Source organism: Acidovorax delafieldii 2AN (genome assembly GCF_000175235.1).
Lineage (GTDB): Bacteria > Pseudomonadota > Gammaproteobacteria > Burkholderiales > Burkholderiaceae_C > Acidovorax > Acidovorax delafieldii_B.
Genome location: NZ_ACQT01000003.1, coordinates 20,840 through 38,778, shown reverse-complemented (window position 1 = coordinate 38,778; position 17,939 = coordinate 20,840). Strand labels below are relative to the sequence as shown.

The window sequence follows — 17,939 nt, the reverse complement described above, 5'->3', positions numbered from 1 at the left end:
CGCAATGCAGCAACAATATGGCTTTGGCCAGGAGGGGATCGCGGCAGTGTCTTATAAAGTACCTGGCTGTTGATCGAGGAGGAGCCCAATGCACCGCACTCATGTGACGGCCTGTGCGGCGTTTGCTGCCGTGGCCGTGTCCCTTTCCACACCGGCTCAGGCCGAGACTCTGCGCATTGCGACATGGAACCTTGGCTGGCACGTCGCGAGCGACGAGGTGCCTGCCTGGATTGCCCAGTGCAACAAGTTCTACATCAAGAACCCAGCGACCAAGGCCTGGGATCTCGCAGCCGAAGGAGCTACCAGCGCCAAGCGCGGCTGGGAGATCACAGAATCGCGAGCCACCCTCGAAGGGGTGAACCTGTCGATCATGCCGCCATGCAGCGTGTACCAGACCTCCGGCCACAAGGGCATTGCCGTCACACCCAGCGCGTACGCCAAACGCGGTCAGCAACTCAGCCAAGTTCTCGCTCGCGACGTTCAGCCCGACGTGATCGCGTTCCAGGAGGTGTCGGGCACCAAGGCGGCGGTCGAAGCGCTCGGGGCGGCTGCCGGCGACTACAACGTCTGCTCGTTCGACGGAAAGTACAAGGTCCAACGCCTGGCCTTCGCCTGGCGCAAGAAGTTCGGTGAAGCGGTCGAAGCCTGCCGTGACATCCACGAAGTGTCGCTGCCCGAAGCACCGGCCAAAGATCAGGTGCGGCCGGCTTACACCGTCACGCTCAATCTGAATGGCAAGAAGGTACGATTCCTCACAGTCCACCTCAAGTCGAGCTGCGTCAGTCCTCTCGACAGGAACCCACGCCGACTCGACGATGCGTCCATTGAAGCCTGCGCGTTGCTGCAACAACAGGTACGCCCGCTGGAAGCCGCGTTCGAGACGCTCGGTCAGGGCGTGGATCACTTCGTGGTGCTGGGCGACTTCAACCGGAACCTGGCGCACGAGTTGAACCAGGTCGCGGGCGCCGAGCCGACCAGAAGCGACGGAGGTACCGATCTCGCAAAGCCGTTGGCAACTGGCGCGCGCACTCGCAACCTGCTGCTGGAGATCAATGACGGCCAGCCGGCATCATCGAAAGCCGCTCTGCTCCTGCCCAAGTGCCCGGGATCCGCTGCGCTCGAGGCCGCCTGCGAAGCTTCCAAGACGGGTGTCCCGACGGCTGAGCAGCAAACACTCCTGGGTGGAAAGACAGGTCTCGGATGCCGAAACCCCGTGGGTCTGGACCACATTCTCGTATCGCAGAGTCTGGCGGCCGCGGTGTCCAACACGATCAAGGTCAGCATTGGACCGTTCGGCGGCTCGCTGCTGCCTTCGGTCAATCGGCCCGATCCCCTGCTCGCCGTGTCGGACCACTGCCCGCTGGTTGCCGACGTTCAGTTCTAACCGAAGGACCTTGCAGACCGGAACAACGACGCCCTCTATAGACCCGCTCCCTGTGACCATCCATGTACTCACAAAGGCTGTCGCGCACGATCTCCAATTTGCCGGATCTACCTGGCCATAGCTATCCCTATCGCTTGTTCATGTGACCAGGGAATGCCTGATCGGTATCACCAGTTGGGAAAGCTGACCGGCGACTGCCTCAGGCTGCAGATGCGCTGGATCTCTTCCTCGTAGCAGGACCTGAATGCCGGTGTCGCCAACCATTGCGTCGCTTGCCCACGAAGTTCGTCCACGGTCGTCATCCTAAGGTCGGCTATCAGTTCGACGACGTCGATGATGAACCCGTAGAGGTCTTGGCAGCACGGCGCGGGCTCCTGCGCCAACTCGTAGAAGTCCTTGCCCTTGTGCACCAGCGCGTTCCTGATGTCCGTATAGAGTTCGTCGTAACGCACGAGGGCCGACCTGAATCGCTCCACCTTCCCATGCGAGACCAATGCTGCGACATAGGTGCGGTGCTTCCACCCCGTCCACGGCTTCTTAGGATGCACCAACCCATCGAGGGCGAACACGAGGTTGAGGAGTCGGGATTCGTCGCCAAGACTGTAGAACGACTGGTGGCAAGCGCGCAGAGCAGCCTTGACGCAGAGCGCAAGCTCGTCGGGCCGACCGCCCAGCATGGCCACCAGCAACTCACGCGCGCGGAAGTCGCAGTCGTCAATCTCCGGGCCGAGCCAGTTGTTCGATGCCGACATGGGCCGCGATATGCCTTTCAGATTGAGCGGCTTGAGATGCGTCCGGCCATGGGGAACGATCTCGACGACGTAGCTTCCATCATCGAGTTGCCCCGCAGGATTCGGCGTGAACTCTGGCCGATCAAAAGCGCTGAAGCGAAACCGAATGACATCCAGGGCGTGCTCCGCCAAGGCGAGACACTTGCAGATGACGACATCGTTGTAAGCGATCGCCCGATTGACCTTGAGCAGATCTCGGTACTTCAGTTCCGTATCAAACTGCAGATAGTCGCCATCCCAGTCCGCCAGCCTGTCTTGCGGCCTTTCGTCAAATTCTCTTCGGCAGACGAACCTGAAAGGCCCGAGCTCGAACGACTCCTCGAAAAACACCCGTTCGAGTGGGACGATCACTGTGCAGACAATCTCGGTTTCCTCTTCCACTTCGAATTCGGCCAACTCCAGGTTCGCATCCCCGGACTCTCCCATTGCCACGTCGAGCCAGGGAAACGCCGCTGCGAAGTCCGCTAGAACCTCCTGTCTCGATCTCCCTCCAGCCTTGTCGTTGAACGCGACACCGTCCCCTTCCGGAAAGGGGCTGGCCCAGTAGCCAAGCGCTATCATGGTCTTGACTGATTCGGCCAACAGCTCTTCATTTCCTAGCAGGTCGGCCTTCCTCCACAGCAAGTTTCCGCTGTAGTCGCCGTGGGGAAGGAGGAGCTTTGCCTTCATGGTTTCAGTAGACGGGGGCAAAGAAGGGGGCATGCGTGCGTCATCAGAATGGCCAATGCGAACCTTCTCGACCACCCGCAGGTTGGAGCAGCTGATTTTGCAATGCCTCCAGATCGTTCATCGCAAGTGCTGCTCCAATTCGTCGACAAACTGGGACGCGCGACCTACCGTGTGAATCAAGTGCACTTCAGACTTCGCTCGGGTAAAACCCACATAGAAAAGCCGTCGGGCCTCCGCGAGTTGCTGTCTACCGGCATCGTTGCGTGGCAGGCGCCCGGCATCCATGCCGAACAAGAACACGACGGCGAACTCCCGTCCTTTGGCACTGTGGAGGCTCGACAAGGTGAGGCGGTCCAGACCGCCTCCGTCACCTGCCATTTCTCCCAACAGCATGCCTGGACAGTCACCCTCCGGGGATGTCCTTGCGACAAATGCAGCCAGCGTCTCCAGCTCGTCGCGCAGGCTCACACATCCCAACCCCAATGGATCGATCAGTTGCTCCTTCAGGCGCACGAGCCAGGCATGCAGCGGCAGGCTCGGATCTCGGACATTCCAGAGTCCGTCGATCAAGCGGCGATGAAAGTCCCCCACCTGATCCTCGCCGCGGATCGACTCGGCGAAGAGCCGGCGCCCTTCGGCGACAAGCCGTGAGAACCGCGGGTCGCCTGCTCGCCATCCCCCGCAACACCACTGGGCGCAAAGCTCGAGCCACTGCATGAGCCGGCTCGCCCGCGGATACAGTGCATTCCCATCGGTGCGCACGACCGGGATGCCGGCTTGCCGCGCGGCATCCGCGACGGAATCGCCGATCCATGCAGCGGGATAGAGTACCGCGACATCTCTGTAGCGGAGCCCGGGCTTACCCGCCATGGCCCGCTGCAGGAGGTTGGCAATGAGGTGCCGTGCCTGCTGTGGATAGGCGCCCTGCACGGCGTGTACGAATACCGTTCCCAGCGGCGCCCCTTCGGCAGCCTCGTAGCCCCGCTCCTCGCCCAACGCTACACTGGATGCTGCGACGATTCGCGTGCCGCTTCGATAGTTGAGCCGCAAGCGCACGGTCTCGACATCCTCACGCTCAGACAGGCGCCGCAACAGTTCAGGCTGAGCCCCATTGAAGCCGTAGATCGATTGGTCGGCATCCCCCACGGCGAAGAGGCGCATGCCCGCGCTGAAGCACAGCCCCATGACCATACGGTGCAACGCCAATCCGAGGTCCTGGTACTCGTCGACGACAAGGACCGGGTACTTCGCCAGCAGCGCGCGTTGCAGCCACGGCTTCTCGCGCAGGGCGCGCACGGCGAGCAAGGGCATGTCGTCGAAATCGATCAGTCCGCGAAGCCGTAGTTCCGCCTCATAGGCCTCGACCAGGCCAGCCAGCTCTGGGTCGGTTTCTTGCCATTGCACGCTGTCCCGGTTCAAGATTGAACGGCGGTAGCTGGCTAGTCGAAACTCCCAGTCCTGCGGGTTGCCGGCGTAATCCATGGTGCGGAGCACGGCATTCGACAACGCAGCCTGGCGCTCGGCACGCGTTGCGACTCCGAAATCGTCCGGCAATCCCAATCCCGCCACCTTGGCATAGGGCAGGATGATCTGCGTCAGCGAGAACGAGTGCACGGTGCCGATGAACACCCGTCCATCAGGCTCCACGCCGAGGGCCGCAAGGCGCCCCTCGAGTTCTCGGGCACACTCATTGTTGAAGGTAATGCAAGCCACGCCGCGCGGCTCAGCGACATCCTCCGCGAGCAGGCGCGCCATCTTGGTCGTGAGAGTCTTGGTCTTGCCGCTGCCTGGCCCCGCCAGCACGATGCAGTGCCCGCGCGACTCATACGCCGCCCACTGCCCCGCGTTGCCCCGAAGCTGCGCGGCGGCGCGCAGATAGGCCGCTCTATCAGACACGGCCGACCACGTAGGCGATGGCGTTGGCGATATAGGCTGGCGGCGCTACACCCTCGACGCGCGAAGCCAAGCGCTGCGCAAACCGCCCCTTTCCGATCGCCTCGATCATCTTGAGATAGTTCTCGACGTTTAGCGTACTGGGATCGGCTTCCCACTCGTCCAGCCACGCCATACGTGGCGCCGCCCACGGCTGCTCCCTCAGCGCAGCGAGGATCGCTGTGGTGAAGTCGTCGTCTCGGAACAGATCAACCTCCAGCGTTTCCACGTTGGTGAAGACTCCATGCTCCTCGCAGCGTTCCGCGAACACATTCACATCCTCGATGGACTTTAGTTCTCGGATCAGACGCGTGGGCTCTTTTCCAGTTCGGGCCGACTCAATGGTCTGCACGAGCTTCCAGGAACGGTTGAAGCCCAACGCCTGGCGATCGATGCGCGGATCCCAATCCGTCACGATCGAAAACGGGATGCCGAGCGCCGTCAGGAACTTGGCATACGGCGTGAAGTTCGTCCCGGACACAGAACACACCGTGATGCCCAGGTGGTCGAGGTCATGCCCGAGCGAGGCCGCGAAGACCGGCAGAAGAAACTTCTCGGCGTCTCCTTCGACCAGGATGATCCCTCGGGCGAACAGCATCTCCGCCCGCGTGACATCCAGGTAACGAGCGAGGTCGTCCTCCTCGTCTTCGGTCAGTTCAATAGTCGCCGCCGAAGTCCCTACCGTGCTTTCGTCTTTGGATTCGCGCAGCAGTACCAGCGAGCGAAGCGGCGCGACACTCGCGATGTGGGGCGAGTGCGTCGTCAACAGCAACGACAGCTGCTCTCCCGCCGGTGCAGCGGCCAGATCTTCGAACAGGTGCCGATAGACGGACCGCTGCAGGTGCGGATGCAGGTGAGCCTCCGGCTCTTCGATAGCCAGCAGCGTGTGATCACGCCGGTTCTCACTCATGAGCTGGCGCAGTTCCAAAGCCTTGAGGGTCAGGAAGGCCACATTTGCGGAGCCGAGACTGGCCTCTCCGATGGTCCGCAGTCCTCCATCGATCAACAGCTTGAGGTTGCGAAAGAGCCGGGTGACGTCCGTTGTGCCAAACCCCAGGCTTGGCTCGATGTCCTGCTTCGGACCGCTCATCGAGGTGAACAGTGCCCGCAGGTCCTTCTCCAAGGTTTGGACGGCCGGGAACTCCGCCAGCTGCTCGGTAGCCGCGTGGACCGCGTCGCGCACGCCCCTGAGCTCCTCGCCCGACACTCCGGCGAATGCACGCTCGAGCAAGGGCCGCAGAGGCGAACGCCGCCAGGCGGCCAGATCTCCTTCCGCATCGCGCAACGCGGGCAGAAGGTCCATGGCGATGCGCCGGCGCACGTCGTGCCCGAACTTCTTGGTCTCAGCCTCTCCCCCGAAGCAGATGAACTCGTAGTCTTCGTCTGCCTGCGGAAACCCGTCGAGGCCCGGGATTGGGCGGAACTCATAGGTGAGGCGAACAGTGTTCGCAGCATCATCCAGCCGAAAGTCCGTGAGCAGGGCCAGCAGATCCAGGTCGTCCTCGAAGTCGGTCAGTTCCACGAACACCGTGATCTTCTCGCCTTCCAAGGGTTCGCCCAACCCATCGCAGAAGTCACCCTGGCCCAACTGGCGAGCACTGTCGGGCAGGCTGGGATCGAAGATCAACCGCAACGCATAGAGCAGGTTGCTCTTGCCGACGCGGTTCTCCCCCACGATGACGGCGCTCCCATCCAGCGCGACATCCAGCTCAAGGAAGTTGCGGAAGTTGTTGATGTAGATCCGCGTCAGCTTCATGGAACCCTCCTTGTTCTTTATTGCATGTACACCGGTCAATCGGCCTCGATGCCGGCGCGCAGCGCAGCCTGCAGCACGGCATCGCGCAGCGTGAAGTTCCTGGCCAGCGACCCGCCGATGCGCGAGCCGCTCAGCACACCACGCAGTCGGTCACCGAACAGCAGCAGCGCATGGTCACGATCCCGCTGGCGCGACATCCACAGCAGGCCATCCACGTCGGGAAACTGCCGGTGCAGCGCCTGAGCCCACAGGGCCGTGTCCGGGTAATCGCGAGCTGGAGAGGCGATCAACTCGTCCTTCGGCACCTTCAACCGGTGCAACCCCTCGCTCGTCAGGTCCACCAGTTTCAAGTCCCGGTTGGGGATCAGTTCGGCGTGGCCACGCTGCGCGAAGTCGTCCAGATCCACGAACTTGTCAGCCGCATCGATCGGCACGTCATGGAACACGGTCTCGAAGATCGCGCAGTCCAGCGTCGATCCACCGTACAGGTAGGGGACTACCTTGCCCTTGGCATCCCGGATCGGAGCGAAGCGGGTCGGCTTGCGCAGCCGCCCTGCTCCATCCACACCTGGGTTGAAGCTCTCGGGTGCGAACGCGGTGTCATGAATGACGTGGATCACCCGGCCCGCCGCCCAGGTATCGAACAAGGGATTGAGCGGAGGGACCGGTACGCGACACGTCAAGCCGCACTCCCCTCGGCGTCGCGCCGGGCCGCATCAATAACGGCCTGCGGATCGGTGATCAGCAGGTCAACCGGGCGGGCGCTGCCCGCCAGCCAGCCGTTGTTCGAGGTGAACCACAGCGCCAATTTCCAGGGCGCCTTGCGTCCGCCGAAGGCCTCCAGCACCTCCTGCACCGCCTTGACCGGCTTGCCGTTCTCGAACTGGAAGGCCGGATAGACGTCGCGCTCGCGCGCCGCCTTGTCCGGGTGGGGCACGGCGAACACCTGGCGGCGCTTGCGCCAGTTGTCGGCCAGAGCCGTGCGATTGCTGGCCTGGGAGCCGTTGGCATCGGCCAGTTGCTCTGCACTGAAGAAGCCGAACTCGTTGAGGATGCGGGCATGGCGCTGCGCGAGCCTCTGCGCCATCTCCAGTTCGACAACGCTGGGGGCAAGCATGCGCGCCGCCATGAAGTCGACCATTTCCTCCATGCGGCGCTCGCGCACCGCGGCGATCTTCTCTCCCAGCAGGCGGTCCAGCAGCGGCAGCGAAGCCAGCAAGGTGCTCGAGGCCGCCTCGTCTGCCACTTCGAGCACAAAGGCCCGGCCAGCGCGCGAGCCATGTCCTCGGTCGGCGCGGTAGGGCTGCACGGTGAACACGTCGCCCTGCAGCATGTGGGATGCGGTCTTCGCCATGGCATTGAACTCCGTTTGACCAGATTGATGAAATCATACATCAAAAGGTCAATTTGGTCGAACTGCCGACGATCGGCATCCCGGAGCCGAGTCGCTGTGCCACGCACTGCAGGAGCAGTCGCCACCGGCAATCGGCTGGAATCCCCCTGACCTTGCGGGCGCGAACGGGCTCCAGCGTCGCCCATGCTCGTACAGCTTCATGGGCATGGCTCGCCCCGGCCCGTGGCGCACTGCCCCCTACCGAACCGCGCTGCCAATGCCACCCGCAAATGCCTGGCTCCATGGGACTTTGCGGGGAGCGGAACTCGTGTCGCCGCCCCAGGCCATGTCCGCGGGCCCACACTCAAGGCTCCCCTGCTTCCGTCGAGGAAGCCATCCCGGCCACGCCGGGCGTCGCAGTCGTTACCTGCCGTGGCACGGGCTTGTTCCCGCTGCCGATTTCCCCCTGGGAGCACTGTCTCCCAGGGAGCAGTGTTCCCTCCCCACTTCCTGGCGAGAACACCATGCCCCCGTCTCATACCGATCAGGCCGGCCCGAAGCCGGCCCATGCCACCGTCGATCTCGAGTCTCTGCTCGGCGACAGCGATGCCGAACTCGTCTACGAAGGGCTCCACCGGCTGCGCGAACTCAAGGTCGAGGCCCTGCAGCTCGTGCAAACCGAAGGCGTTGCGCTCCCTGGCCGCAGCTTCGAGCCCTGGGACTTCGGCATCGCCCAGATCGACCGGCTGCTGGCCCGCCTCGGCGCCGGGCCGTCCGAAGAATCTGTCTCCACCCAGGAACACTGACATGGGACCGACGCCCTACCAGTACCTGCCCCTGTGGGCCAAGATAGCCATTGAGCGGCTGGATCGCGACGCCGAAATGCGCAGCGAGTCCATGCTCGACGAGGTGCTGGACAGCTACGCGATGACCTATGGCGAGGCGGTTGACGCCCAAACCCGCGACTCGGCCCGGCACATCTGCCGGCGCCGCTTCATCGGGTCGTACACGGAGCCGCCACGGCCCGAGCCCGTGCCGCCCGGCACCCTGCGCCTGGTGCGACTGTCGCGCGAAGGCGCACTGTGCCCCGGCGATCTGGTCGCAACGCAGCGGCTGGGCGAATGCGAGGTCACCCGCATCCACTCACCCCACTCCATCGAGGTGCGTGACCCGTCCACAGGGCGGCACTACCTGATCAGCGGCGTGGATTTCGGACCGGACGCGCGCGTCACCGAGACAGCAGTCCCGCCCCGCGCTGCGTAGCAACCCAGCGGACCGCCGCAAACCGGGGCTGGTGCCCCGGCAAGGCCAGCCCACCCAATTACCCCTGTTCCTTGCGGGACGCCGAACCCTTTGGTTCGACGCTCCCCATCTACGAAAGGAGAAAACCCATGCACCCCATGTCTGCAATCCCCATGCAGCATCTATTGCAGCACGCCGAGCCCCTGGCCGCGATCTCGATTGCGTACCTGCGTCCCGCTACTCGCCAACGCCTCGCCGACGACGAACTGTCGGTCCTCGCCTACCCCAACGACTACGGCGGGTTCGTCTACGTCGGCCCTGCTGGCGAAAACGCCCCGTCCGAGCCGGAACTGATTCCGCTCTTCACCGCAGCCCGGGCGGGCGGCATCGTCTGGCTCAAGTTCGATGCCGATGCCGAGACGGTCGAAGGCTTCGCCACCTTCCCGGATCAGGAGATGCCCTCATGAGCCGCCACATCCTTCACCTGATCCATGAGGGCCAAGCGGTCACCGTGGTGGCCGGCTATGACCGGCCACTGCGCGAGCTGTTCCTGCACGTGGTGCGCGACGATGGCGCGGCAGACCGGCAGGCCGAGGTGCTCCTCTACGACAGCCTGGCGGAACCCGGACTCGACTGGACGGACATCAACACGGTGGCCAACCAACTGGCGGCCCTGGGCATTGAGCCTCCTGCGAGCCTGATCGAGAGCATCTTCCTCGACCAGTGCTTCAACGCCGGCAACCGGGTGGTCGAGCACCACCTCAACCAGCCTCCGGTCGTCCTGCAGCCTTCGGGAGGGTCAACAGCATGAGCAAGCAAGTAACTACACAGGAGATCGCCGAAATCGTCACGCGCTTGTTGACCGACACATCGGCGACGGGGCAGTTGGAGGCCTATGAAGCCTTCCAGGGCTTCATGACCGACATCGCCCTGGTCATCTGCGACTACTGCGGCGGCGAGATCCATCATCCGGCCGAGCCTTTCGAGGATGTCTGGTACGTGGGGATACACGGCAACGATGCGCTGCCGGATCCGGCAGGCGGCATCTGGCAGCAGTACGACGAAGAAGGTGAGTTGTTCGACAACGAAGCGCTGTCCTGGCGCTCCGCCCCATCGGACTCTGACCGGAACGCCGGCCCACAGGGAGACAAGTCATGAGAGCCGCGACCCCGAGCCGCCCGCGCATGAAGGAGATCTACGCCCCAGGCACCTCATCCACCCATCGGGGCCCGCCCCTGCGGGTGCCGCGGCCCCTTTCTTCTCCAAGGAGCAACCACTATGGCATTCGCAGTTCTCATTCTTCCCGCCCAAGCTCGATTCGCCTCTGGGCAGGTGGTCATGACCATCGGCGTCGATGCGCTGATCGAGGAAGGCCGGCTCGACCCCGCGCCGTACCTGTACCGCCATCTCAGCGGTGACTGGGGCGATCTCGACGACAGCGACCGGCGTCTGAACGACGCTGCGCTGCAGTCCGGCGGGGATCGGCTGTTCTCGTCCTACCAGGTCACGCCCGATCTGAAGCTCTGGATCATCACCGAGTGGGATCGGAGCGTGACCACGCTGCTGCTGCCCGACGAGTATTGATCCCCACAGCGCCGCGCTCCGCGGCCCTGGCCGGATCACCCGTCGCTACAACGCACTCAGGAAGGCGTCAGCCTCTGCCACGCAGTGCTCGAAGCTCGGCCGGTAGTCCAGCGTGGCGATGGCACCGAACCCGGCCCGAAGGCTGGGATGCGGTGCCCGGATCTGCGCCAGGAAAGTGTCCCGGTGGCGCAGCATGAAGGGACGGGCCCGTTCAAGCTGCGCGGGCTCATTCTCGATCACGAGCGCCAGATTGAACAGATCGCGTGCCGTGATGCGTCAGGCCGCGTGAGTTTGCGCCCTACTACCGCAAGGTGGTGGGGCATTTTTATTGATGAGAGCTACTGCCGGTATCAGGACTCCACCCGCAAATGCCCGGTCTGACGGGTATTTTCGGCTGGCGCGCTCCGATGCGTCGACCGCAGGCCAGCGCGCAGACCATACTGCAAGGGCTTCCTGTGGGCATCGCGTCCACCAAGCCTTCCTCGCAGCCTTGGCTGCGCCGAAGTCCAGTCCTGCTGGCGTCGCAGTCGTTACCTGCCCTCGAGTTCCCAGGCCCCGGCCTGGGCGGTTGCTTCGGCAGCCGTGAGTTCCTGTCGGCCGTCAGGTCGACCTTCCCAACTGACGCGCGACTTCACGGTTGCGCGCCACCGAGCAAAGGCCCTTGCCGTAAGGCACTGGGCCTTCATCCCACGCCAGCCCGCAAGGCTGACGCCAAGCCGCCTCGCACCTGCGAGGTACACCCGAACGGGGACCCCCAGTCCCCGCCAGGGTTGGGCGTTCCCCTTTTTCACCAAAGGAGAACGCCATGTTCGCTGCCCTTGCAGCCAGAGAGTCGCGCCGCATTCCGGTGCTGTTGGGTGGATCAGGCCTCGCCCGCCCTGCCCCCTTGCCGCAGCGCAAGCTCGCGGTGCTGCTGCGTCCCCGGCCTTGCCTCGGCAAGTGCATGGGCCGCTCGTGCGCGGACTGCCGCGAAGCAGCTTGACCATGCAGGTCGATCTGTACCGCCGGCGCATCGCCGCCACTGTCGTCGAACTGGCCCGGGACGATCCGTTCCTGGTCAAGGAAGTCATCGCCCGTCTGCGCACGGCGGGCGAAATCGAAACCGACGATCTGGTCTACCTGGACCGGATCGCCGACCGCTGGATCGCGGTCGCCGAAGCCAACGCCCAGCGAGGCGCCTCAGCGCACGCGCGTCAAGCGCGCGGGTAGCGAGGCTCCCTTCGCTTCGGCCATGGCAGAGGCGATCTTGTCCAGCAGTTGCGGACGTTCCCCGGCCAGCGTGCCGGCCCATCGGGCCAGCGCCTGGTCGAGATCGTCCTGCGTTCGCGTCCCACCGACATCAAGTCCGACTCTACGGAGTTCCTCGATCTCGGTGGGCGTGAACCGGAGTGAGTGGCCTGCACGGAGCATGTGTGGGCCTTTCAAGGCGTGTGGGATGCCAGCTTAGCAAGGCTGCACACCGCCACAACCCCGGGAGACTGACGCCTCCCGAATGGGTCTGGGCGCGTGCTTCCCACAAGCAAGGAGATAGGACCATGAACCTGACCGCAGCGCGACCCCGCCCCAAGCGCGGCGCCATCGGCATGGAAGAGGAACGTGCCTGGGTGTCCTTCTACCGGCGCGCCGGCAAGGATCCGGTGATCGCCGCCGAAGTGCTGGCGCAGTTGGACAGCGACCCCGAGATGAAGCGCGAGCACCTGGCGCTGTACCTGTGCTGCCGCGAATCGCTGCGCCTGCACCAGGCGCGCGAGGCACGCAACCAACGCTTTGGCCGCTTCGTGCGCTGGCTGCTCGGCGGCTTGTTCGTCCGGTTTCCGGCGAATGCACGGCGCGCGCTGGGACACGGAGGCGACCTCGCCGCGGCCTGCCTGCCCGACGAGATTGCCGAGCCCGCGACGGCGCAGATCCAGCGCCTGGCCAAAAGCCCGAAGGTACGTGCCGCCCGCGCGGCATTCAAGGCGCCCGCCACCGCGGAGACACCTGCCGCCCCGCAGGCGCAGTCCGAAACGGTGGATTCTGCGCCCCGAGCGGCTCAAGCCGCTGGCTGAGCCATACATCTCGTTCCCCTGGCCACCCGGCCGGGGGAATGCGGTGCTTCCCCCAAGCCCTACCCACCCTGCTGACAGGCTCACGCGGCCAGGCAACGCGCCACTTCCTGGTCGATCATCCAGTGAAGGAACTGCGTGTCGCGGGAAACGCCCCAATAGTGCGCCTTGCACTTCGCCACATACGCATCGAGATCCGCGTGCGTGCGGATACCGACCGGCTCGATGTCGGTCAGCCAACGGAAATACTCGATTTCCTTCTGCGTCAAACGGATCTGGGAGCCCAGGCGGATCATGGTGAAACCCTTCGATGGCCACCATACTGACGCAAAAGAACCTGTCTGAGACCGATTTATCGGGACTTGATCAAAAGATTTCTCGAATGACACTGAAGTGACTTTCGAGTGTCACGAGATTGCATGCCACGCGCATCGAGCCTCTTCTGCGTTGACAATTGGCGACACCGCTGTGCAATTTCCCTCCGAATCCGAGGATGAATTACACGTCATTGACATCGGTTTCCTGCCCGCGCAGGTTTTCCCCCTTGTGACACGGCGAAGTCAGGGCCACACTGCCAGAGTCCACTTTTCTCCTGACGTCGTTCGCCTATCGGGTATCAATGCTCCAAAAGATGTCACGGCGCGCACATGCCGAAAACACACAGCGAGCCGTGATCCGCTTTCGGCTCCGCGTATGGGAATTCCGGTGGGCTTGCAGAACTGCGACATGGTGTCCGCGAAGTCCACAAGGCATCCCGGAGACCAAGCCGGCAGCGCCACACAAGGAGTAAACCATGCACGCTCATTGCATCGAGCGGCTATGCGAATTGGCTGAACCGCTGGCGGCGCTTTCGCTGACCCACCTGACGCTAGCCACGCGGCAGAAGCTGCGAGAAGACGATCTGTCCGTCAACGCCTATCCAACCGACTTCGGAGGCTTTGTATTCGTGGGCTCGCCGCGCTACCGCTTACCGACGGAGCCCGATCTGGCTGCTATTTTCGAGCTCGCCGAGCAAGCCGGTATCGCCTGGCTCAAATTCGACAGCGAAGCACCCATCATCGAGGGACTTCCGACCTTCGGCTCCCAAGCCCCCGTCTTGTGAGACCACCCATGCACTGAAACTCTACGCCATGTTCTGCCCCACCTTCATCACCATCACGCCAAGGAAACCGGATCGGCGTCAGTCCGCAGTGCCTCCAGATCGATCACTACATCGGCCATGCCCGCCAGTTCGGGCGTCTGCGAAACAAAGAACTCGCGCCGGTAGCCGCCCAGCCGCAACACCTCACGCTTCATCGCTCCGAACATGCGCTTGCGCTCGGGATCCAGCGCACCGTCGGCCTCATCCGAGAACAGGGTCTCGTAATGCCGCTCACTGGTCTGCTCCAGATACAGCGCCACGGCCCGTACCAGGCATTCGTTGATCCAGACCCGCTCCCCTCCACTCATCAGCCGCACACTCTTGCTTTCCCCCGATTCGGCGTCATGCACCAGGATGTCGAAGTCTTCCCGCTTCTCGCCCTTGGCCGTCTCGACCTGCGTGAGGATGCATACGGTGAAACGTAGGCCATAGCAGGCCAGCAGCAATTCGTTCGCCAGACCCGACAGAGCCGGCCCCGCATCGTCGATCGCCAGCGCGATCAAGCCGTCATAGCTCATGCACCGCGCCAGCAGGGTCCAGTCGCCCATCGCGCCTCCGATGCGCTGGGCACGTCGGTGCGCCGCGGCCTGGCGCTCGGCCAATGCGTTCTGCTGCTGACGCAGCGACGTCAGGCTTTCCAGTTGCTTCAGAGCGTCCATGTGCTCCCGCTGCGCGCCCTCGTGCGCGGCGACAGCGCGATCGCGCGCCGCCTCGGCGGCGTCAAGCCTCTGGGGGTCAAAGGGTTCCGGCAATGCCTGCAGTACCGTGTCCAGCCGCGCCAGCGCCTGCCGCAGCCGATCGGATTGCTGCGTCCGCTGTGCATCAATGACCTGCAGCGCGGCGGCGATGGAATCACGCTCCTCCCGTTCGGCACCCGCTTCAGCCGAGGCATCTTCTCGCCCAGGATCACCGAGACCAGTCAATTCATCCTGAACGTCGGCCAGGCGCTGCCGCACGACCCGCATGTCGTCCGCCTTCGCCGCCAGCAAAGCAAGCCGTGACGCACGATGGCGAGCGCGCTCCAGGTACCGCTCGGCCGTCTCCAATTGATCGCCGGCCGGCGCCAAGGCCTGGATCCGTGCCTTGACGGCACGTCCGTCCCGCTCGACCTCTGCCTTCTCGTCGGCCAGACGCCGCAGCACCGCATCGGCGCTCGGGATCAGCGCCTGAGCCTCCCGGGCATCGGCCAGCAACTGGCAAGCCCCCTGCAGCGGCAGGCCCGCGCACGGCACCTCCGCGGTCAACCCAAAACGGCGCCGGAGCGACTGCGCCTGCAGGGCGGCCTGCCCTGCTTCGCGCTCAATGCCCTGAACCCGCTGCTTCAAGATGCGCAACTGGCTTTGCGCCTGCTCCCGCTCTGCCACCCGGTCTCGACCCTGGCATGCACGCTCATCGCGCAGCGCCAGCAAGCGCTCGGCCTGCGGCAAGCGCCGTACCGCGTTGCGCACGAGGTGTTCCCGAGCCAACAAAGTGCGGCATTGGGTCTGTGCGTCCTCCAAGCGTTCTCGACGCTGCCCGGCCTGAGCTTGCCGCTGTGCAACGCGGCGCGTGAGCCGGTCCAACCGCTGGCGCTCAGCTTGTTCGCGGTCCGCTAGTTCCTGCATCGCCGCTCGGTCCGCTGCTTGCGTAGCTTCCCGCTCCTGCTGCAACTGGGCACGCCGCGCGTCGGTCTCGCGGGCCTGCTCGCGCTGCACCGTGACCTGGACATAGGCTTGTCGCGCCCTCTCCAGCGCCAAGGCGGCTGCCGTCACGGCTGCCTGGGCTCGATCGGCACGGGCCGGCGCATCGTCTACATCGGCCTGCGCTTGTACCAGCCGCGCGGCCTCGGAGTCCATGGCCGCGGCTTCCTGGCGCACCGCCACGAGCCCCGCCTTCAACAGCTTGGCCGTCTCCCCCGCCTTGCGCCCCAGTTCGCGGATTTGCTCCTGCCCCAGCAGGTCGGCCAGCAGCGTCTTGACCTCCGCGTTGCGGTAGTCGCTGAGCTGGCGCTTGCCCTGGGCTCCGAAGACTGAGGTGAAGAAGGTATCGGCGCTGCCGCACAGGTGCTCCACGCAGCGCGTATAGGTTTCGATCTTGCCATCCGACACCGTGCCGTCCTCGAGCGTGACCGGGTGCCATGCCCCTGTATCGGAGAGTACGAACAGGAAGGCCTCCGTCCGGCGTCGGCCGTTGAGCCGGATCACGACCTGGGAGCGGTAGCAGCGCCCCTCCAGGGCCCAGACCAGATCCTTTTCGTTCTCGGGGAGAAACACATGGTCGTAGTAGCTGAAGCCGCCAGCGCCTGCGGCGGACGCGCGCGAGGGCATGGTGAGGTACGGATGCATGTTGTCGAGCACCGTGGACTTGCCACGCCCATTGGCGCCTGCGATGGCCACCAGCTCGGCCCCATCGCACAGGGCCTCGAAGTCCAGGGTCAAGACATCCAGGCCCAAGCCGTCGCGAATCCCACGAAAGCCTTTCAGGGTCAGGGAAAGTAGTTGCATGGCAGTGATCTCCAGGGGTTGATGAATCCCAGTTTCCTGCGAGTGCGGGAGAGATCAAGCTCCTGCGAGCTGCAGCCAGCCCGCGGAACGCTTTCACCATCAGATGATCGGGTTTCGTTCGGAAATCCCATTTCCAGTCAGCAAGTTACGGGAATTTTCAGGAAAGGTAAAATCATCCTCCAAGGATCACCGCCTCCACCACCATGAACACACTCAACCGCATCAGACGCTCCGTCGCCAACCGCAGCGACGATGTGCTGCTGCGCGGCGAATTCGACCAGTTCGGCAGTGCCGCACAGGTGGGCCGTGCACTGCGCGAGCTGGTGCTGGACGGCACGCTGGTGCGCCTGGGCCTGGGCGTTTACGCCAAGGCCAAGCCGAGTGTGCTGACCGGCAAGCCAATTCCGGTACGGCCGCTGGAAGTTCTGGCTCCGCAGGCACTGAACAAGCTGGGCGTGACCGTCATGGCCAGCCGCCTGACCCGGGAATACAACGCCGGGCAAAGCACCCAGGTGCCAGCAGGCATCACCCTCAACGTCGGCCGCCGTCGCATCGCCCGCAAGCTGGGCTTCAACGGCAAGGCGATCCAGTACGAACACGCATGAGGGTGCTGGCGCCAGAGCGGCGGGAACTGATCGAAGCGCTGGTCGCGGAAGCCGAGTCAGGCGCGATCACGGCGGGCCTGCTGGAAAAGGACGAGCACCTGACCGATGCGTTGCGGGCCCTGTTCGCCTTGAAGCCGGAAGGGGTGCAACTGGTGTTCTGCGGCGGCACCAGCCTGTCCAAGGCCTACGGACTGATCGAACGCATGTCCGAGGATGCGGACCTGAAGGTGGTGCTCCCGGATGCGGGCCAGGCATCCCGCGCCGATATCCGCCGCCGGCTTTCCGCGCTAAAAGCCCAGGTGACCAAAACCCTGGCCGGCATCGGTCTGGTCGAAAACAAGGCCAAAGGGCTGGCTTTCAACGAGAACCGGTACTTCTGCAGCGAATGGACCTACGAGCGGCACTATGCCTCTGCCGCCGGGCTTCGCCCTCACCTGCAGATCGAATTGACGGCACGCGCGCCGGTTCTGCCTTCGCAGATCTGCCGCATCACCACGCTGGCCGACCAACTCGCCGGCCGCAGCGACCAGGCCTTTGAAGTTCCTGTGGTGGCCGTGGCCGAGACCGTCGCGGAAAAAATCCTCTCGTTCCTGCGCCGCTACGCCCAGCACCGCGCCGGCCTGATGCGCCAGGCCTGGGATACGGCCCTGGTCCGGCACCTGTATGACGTGCACCGCATTCACCAGCGCCAGCCCGAAGCATTGGCCGACGCCCGGCGGGCCTTCCCCGCGCTGGTCGCGGGCGACCAGAAGGAGTTCGGCGCCCAGTTCCCGGACTTTGCCGCAGCGCCTCTTGAAGTGCTGAACGGCGCGCTGCGGCAAGCCCGCGCCGATACCAAGATCCAGGCGGAATTCACCGGCAACCTGCTGCCCCTGGTCTATGGCGGCGAGACACCGGCATTCGAGCAGGCTTTCAGTGACTTCAACACGGTCGCCGAAGCGCTCCTCGAAGCGCTGCCATAGCCCGTCCGTCGA

General features: G+C 64.3%; 22 protein-coding genes. 14 read left to right on the top strand and 8 right to left on the bottom strand.

Features of this window, described 5'->3' with window-relative positions:
- Positions 1-88: 88 nt before the first annotated feature.
- On the top strand, positions 89-1,384 hold the full coding sequence (locus tag ACDELDRAFT_RS01285) for an endonuclease/exonuclease/phosphatase family protein (protein ID WP_005792919.1): 1,296 nt from the start codon (positions 89-91) through the stop codon (positions 1,382-1,384).
- Between the two features lie 167 nt (positions 1,385-1,551).
- Here ACDELDRAFT_RS01285 and ACDELDRAFT_RS01280 read toward each other — a convergent pair whose 3' ends face one another.
- The 5 genes from ACDELDRAFT_RS01280 to ACDELDRAFT_RS01260 form a co-directional block, all read right to left on the bottom strand.
- On the bottom strand, positions 1,552-2,844 hold the full coding sequence (locus ACDELDRAFT_RS01280) for a hypothetical protein (protein WP_005792918.1): 1,293 nt from the start codon (positions 2,842-2,844) through the stop codon (positions 1,552-1,554).
- A gap of 117 nt (positions 2,845-2,961) precedes the next feature.
- A complete protein-coding gene (locus ACDELDRAFT_RS01275; protein ID WP_005792917.1) occupies positions 2,962-4,740 on the bottom strand; it encodes an ATP-dependent helicase in 1,779 nt (592 codons plus the stop codon).
- Positions 4,733-6,532, bottom strand: a complete 1,800-nt coding sequence (locus ACDELDRAFT_RS01270; RefSeq protein ID WP_005792916.1) for an ATP-dependent nuclease — start codon at positions 6,530-6,532, stop codon at positions 4,733-4,735. Before ACDELDRAFT_RS01270 ends, ACDELDRAFT_RS01275 begins: the two co-directional genes overlap by 8 nt.
- A gap of 35 nt (positions 6,533-6,567) precedes the next feature.
- Positions 6,568-7,179, bottom strand: coding sequence for an RES family NAD+ phosphorylase (locus ACDELDRAFT_RS01265; protein WP_232504686.1), 612 nt, complete (start codon positions 7,177-7,179; stop codon positions 6,568-6,570).
- 32 nt (positions 7,180-7,211) lie between these two features.
- Entirely contained in the window at positions 7,212-7,886 is a 675-nt protein-coding gene (locus tag ACDELDRAFT_RS01260) for a hypothetical protein (RefSeq protein ID WP_005792914.1), read from the bottom strand.
- Between the two features lie 503 nt (positions 7,887-8,389).
- Here ACDELDRAFT_RS01260 and ACDELDRAFT_RS01255 point away from each other — a divergent pair.
- The 6 genes from ACDELDRAFT_RS01255 (at position 8,390) to ACDELDRAFT_RS01230 (ending at position 10,691) form a co-directional block, all read left to right on the top strand.
- Positions 8,390-8,671, top strand: coding sequence for a hypothetical protein (locus tag ACDELDRAFT_RS01255; RefSeq protein WP_005792913.1), 282 nt, complete (start codon positions 8,390-8,392; stop codon positions 8,669-8,671).
- A gap of 1 nt (position 8,672) precedes the next feature.
- Positions 8,673-9,128 (top strand): hypothetical protein, encoded by a 456-nt coding sequence (locus ACDELDRAFT_RS01250; protein WP_005792912.1) that lies wholly within the window; start codon positions 8,673-8,675, stop codon positions 9,126-9,128.
- A gap of 128 nt (positions 9,129-9,256) precedes the next feature.
- Positions 9,257-9,574, top strand: a complete 318-nt coding sequence (locus ACDELDRAFT_RS01245; RefSeq protein ID WP_005792911.1) for a DUF5983 family protein — start codon at positions 9,257-9,259, stop codon at positions 9,572-9,574.
- A complete protein-coding gene (locus ACDELDRAFT_RS01240; RefSeq protein ID WP_005792910.1) occupies positions 9,571-9,918 on the top strand; it encodes a hypothetical protein in 348 nt (115 codons plus the stop codon). Before ACDELDRAFT_RS01245 ends, ACDELDRAFT_RS01240 begins: the two co-directional genes overlap by 4 nt.
- The gene (locus ACDELDRAFT_RS01235; protein WP_005792909.1) at positions 9,915-10,265 is read left to right on the top strand and encodes a hypothetical protein; all 351 of its coding nucleotides are present in this window, start codon (positions 9,915-9,917) and stop codon (positions 10,263-10,265) included. The genes ACDELDRAFT_RS01240 and ACDELDRAFT_RS01235 overlap by 4 nt, the downstream gene beginning before the upstream one ends.
- Before the next feature lie 120 nt (positions 10,266-10,385).
- Complete coding sequence (locus tag ACDELDRAFT_RS01230; RefSeq protein WP_005792908.1) at positions 10,386-10,691, top strand: hypothetical protein; 306 nt, start codon at positions 10,386-10,388, stop codon at positions 10,689-10,691.
- A 45-nt stretch (positions 10,692-10,736) separates the two neighbouring features.
- On the opposite strand, the gene ACDELDRAFT_RS01225 is transcribed toward ACDELDRAFT_RS01230, so the two are convergent.
- Positions 10,737-10,931, bottom strand: coding sequence for a hypothetical protein (locus ACDELDRAFT_RS01225; protein WP_232504685.1), 195 nt, complete (start codon positions 10,929-10,931; stop codon positions 10,737-10,739).
- A 565-nt stretch (positions 10,932-11,496) separates the two neighbouring features.
- Here ACDELDRAFT_RS01225 and ACDELDRAFT_RS25305 point away from each other — a divergent pair.
- The 4 genes from ACDELDRAFT_RS25305 to ACDELDRAFT_RS01210 all read left to right on the top strand — a co-directional run bounded on the left by ACDELDRAFT_RS25305 (position 11,497) and on the right by ACDELDRAFT_RS01210 (position 12,739).
- Positions 11,497-11,673 (top strand): hypothetical protein, encoded by a 177-nt coding sequence (locus tag ACDELDRAFT_RS25305; RefSeq protein ID WP_005792906.1) that lies wholly within the window; start codon positions 11,497-11,499, stop codon positions 11,671-11,673.
- 2 nt (positions 11,674-11,675) lie between these two features.
- Positions 11,676-11,900, top strand: a complete 225-nt coding sequence (locus tag ACDELDRAFT_RS01220; RefSeq protein WP_005792905.1) for a hypothetical protein — start codon at positions 11,676-11,678, stop codon at positions 11,898-11,900.
- Positions 11,901-11,948: 48 nt separating this feature from the next.
- Positions 11,949-12,083 (top strand): hypothetical protein, encoded by a 135-nt coding sequence (locus tag ACDELDRAFT_RS25945; RefSeq protein ID WP_269763804.1) that lies wholly within the window; start codon positions 11,949-11,951, stop codon positions 12,081-12,083.
- 143 nt (positions 12,084-12,226) lie between these two features.
- Entirely contained in the window at positions 12,227-12,739 is a 513-nt protein-coding gene (locus ACDELDRAFT_RS01210) for a hypothetical protein (RefSeq protein ID WP_005792903.1), read from the top strand.
- Between the two features lie 80 nt (positions 12,740-12,819).
- Here the strand turns inward: ACDELDRAFT_RS01210 and ACDELDRAFT_RS01205 are convergent, their stop codons facing one another.
- Positions 12,820-13,032, bottom strand: coding sequence for a hypothetical protein (locus ACDELDRAFT_RS01205; protein ID WP_005792902.1), 213 nt, complete (start codon positions 13,030-13,032; stop codon positions 12,820-12,822).
- Between the two features lie 497 nt (positions 13,033-13,529).
- Here ACDELDRAFT_RS01205 and ACDELDRAFT_RS01200 point away from each other — a divergent pair, with 497 nt between their 5' ends.
- Entirely contained in the window at positions 13,530-13,838 is a 309-nt protein-coding gene (locus ACDELDRAFT_RS01200) for a DUF5983 family protein (protein ID WP_005792901.1), read from the top strand.
- A gap of 53 nt (positions 13,839-13,891) precedes the next feature.
- Here ACDELDRAFT_RS01200 and ACDELDRAFT_RS01195 read toward each other — a convergent pair whose 3' ends face one another.
- A complete protein-coding gene (locus tag ACDELDRAFT_RS01195) occupies positions 13,892-16,294 on the bottom strand; it encodes a DNA repair protein (protein WP_232504684.1) in 2,403 nt (800 codons plus the stop codon).
- 269 nt (positions 16,295-16,563) lie between these two features.
- Between ACDELDRAFT_RS01195 and ACDELDRAFT_RS01190 the strand changes: the two genes are divergently transcribed.
- Together ACDELDRAFT_RS01190 and ACDELDRAFT_RS01185 are read left to right on the top strand one after the other, a co-directional pair.
- Positions 16,564-16,965, top strand: a complete 402-nt coding sequence (locus ACDELDRAFT_RS01190) for a hypothetical protein (RefSeq protein ID WP_005792899.1) — start codon at positions 16,564-16,566, stop codon at positions 16,963-16,965.
- The gene (locus tag ACDELDRAFT_RS01185; protein ID WP_005792898.1) at positions 16,962-17,927 is read left to right on the top strand and encodes a nucleotidyl transferase AbiEii/AbiGii toxin family protein; all 966 of its coding nucleotides are present in this window, start codon (positions 16,962-16,964) and stop codon (positions 17,925-17,927) included. Before ACDELDRAFT_RS01190 ends, ACDELDRAFT_RS01185 begins: the two co-directional genes overlap by 4 nt.
- The last annotated feature ends 12 nt before the right edge of the window (positions 17,928-17,939 follow it).

Bases quoted from the DNA above. Each gene is read 5' to 3' on its own strand.
- ACDELDRAFT_RS01285 (WP_005792919.1), top strand. From the start codon at position 89: ATGCACCGCACTCATGTGACGGCCTGTGCGGCGTTTGCTGCCGTGGCC.
- ACDELDRAFT_RS01280 (WP_005792918.1), bottom strand. From the start codon at position 2,844: ATGAAGGCAAAGCTCCTCCTTCCCCACGGCGACTACAGCGGAAACTTG.
- ACDELDRAFT_RS01270 (WP_005792916.1), bottom strand. From the start codon at position 6,532: ATGAAGCTGACGCGGATCTACATCAACAACTTCCGCAACTTCCTTGAG.
- ACDELDRAFT_RS01260 (WP_005792914.1), bottom strand. From the start codon at position 7,886: ATGGCGAAGACCGCATCCCACATGCTGCAGGGCGACGTGTTCACCGTG.
- ACDELDRAFT_RS01255 (WP_005792913.1), top strand. From the start codon at position 8,390: ATGCCCCCGTCTCATACCGATCAGGCCGGCCCGAAGCCGGCCCATGCC.
- ACDELDRAFT_RS01250 (WP_005792912.1), top strand. From the start codon at position 8,673: ATGGGACCGACGCCCTACCAGTACCTGCCCCTGTGGGCCAAGATAGCC.
- ACDELDRAFT_RS01245 (WP_005792911.1), top strand. From the start codon at position 9,257: ATGCACCCCATGTCTGCAATCCCCATGCAGCATCTATTGCAGCACGCC.
- ACDELDRAFT_RS01240 (WP_005792910.1), top strand. From the start codon at position 9,571: ATGAGCCGCCACATCCTTCACCTGATCCATGAGGGCCAAGCGGTCACC.
- ACDELDRAFT_RS01235 (WP_005792909.1), top strand. From the start codon at position 9,915: ATGAGCAAGCAAGTAACTACACAGGAGATCGCCGAAATCGTCACGCGC.
- ACDELDRAFT_RS01230 (WP_005792908.1), top strand. From the start codon at position 10,386: ATGGCATTCGCAGTTCTCATTCTTCCCGCCCAAGCTCGATTCGCCTCT.
- ACDELDRAFT_RS25305 (WP_005792906.1), top strand. From the start codon at position 11,497: ATGTTCGCTGCCCTTGCAGCCAGAGAGTCGCGCCGCATTCCGGTGCTG.
- ACDELDRAFT_RS01220 (WP_005792905.1), top strand. From the start codon at position 11,676: ATGCAGGTCGATCTGTACCGCCGGCGCATCGCCGCCACTGTCGTCGAA.
- ACDELDRAFT_RS01210 (WP_005792903.1), top strand. From the start codon at position 12,227: ATGAACCTGACCGCAGCGCGACCCCGCCCCAAGCGCGGCGCCATCGGC.
- ACDELDRAFT_RS01205 (WP_005792902.1), bottom strand. From the start codon at position 13,032: ATGATCCGCCTGGGCTCCCAGATCCGTTTGACGCAGAAGGAAATCGAG.
- ACDELDRAFT_RS01200 (WP_005792901.1), top strand. From the start codon at position 13,530: ATGCACGCTCATTGCATCGAGCGGCTATGCGAATTGGCTGAACCGCTG.
- ACDELDRAFT_RS01190 (WP_005792899.1), top strand. From the start codon at position 16,564: ATGAACACACTCAACCGCATCAGACGCTCCGTCGCCAACCGCAGCGAC.
- ACDELDRAFT_RS01185 (WP_005792898.1), top strand. From the start codon at position 16,962: ATGAGGGTGCTGGCGCCAGAGCGGCGGGAACTGATCGAAGCGCTGGTC.